The organism is Streptococcus pseudopneumoniae (assembly GCF_038148935.1).
Lineage (GTDB): Bacteria > Bacillota > Bacilli > Lactobacillales > Streptococcaceae > Streptococcus > Streptococcus pseudopneumoniae_U.
The window spans coordinates 1-305 of the sequence record NZ_JBBJZX010000237.1 but is presented as its reverse complement, the minus strand read 5'-3'; the positions used below and the strand labels follow the sequence as shown (position 1 = coordinate 305).

Annotated in this window: 1 pseudogene; it reads right to left on the bottom strand. The window is 40.7% G+C overall.

Annotation, left to right across the window (positions count from 1 at the left end):
* Positions 1 to 305: pseudogene (locus WKI42_RS10780) on the bottom strand (IS30 family transposase); the annotation flags it as partial.

Below are 305 nucleotides of genomic sequence, written 5' to 3'. Positions count from 1 at the left end.
GCAAACTCTCCACCATTATCGGTAAGAATGACAGGGAAGAGTTGGGATAAATCTTTGTCAGCTTGGTGAAGAGTGTTCTTGATGTCATAAAGGTGTTTGGTAACCTCAAGGGCAGTTTTATTATCCAGAAGTCTAGCGAAGATAAAGTTACAGAAAGATAGATTGAAGGTGAGTAGGACTTTACCTCCCATTCTACCCATAACCGTATCCATTTCCAGCCAAGAGTCTAGTTGATTCAGTGCTAAATAGTTTTGGAAATCCTCATAGGAACGGCCTTTTTTAGCTTCTTTAGGGATGGAAGGTAG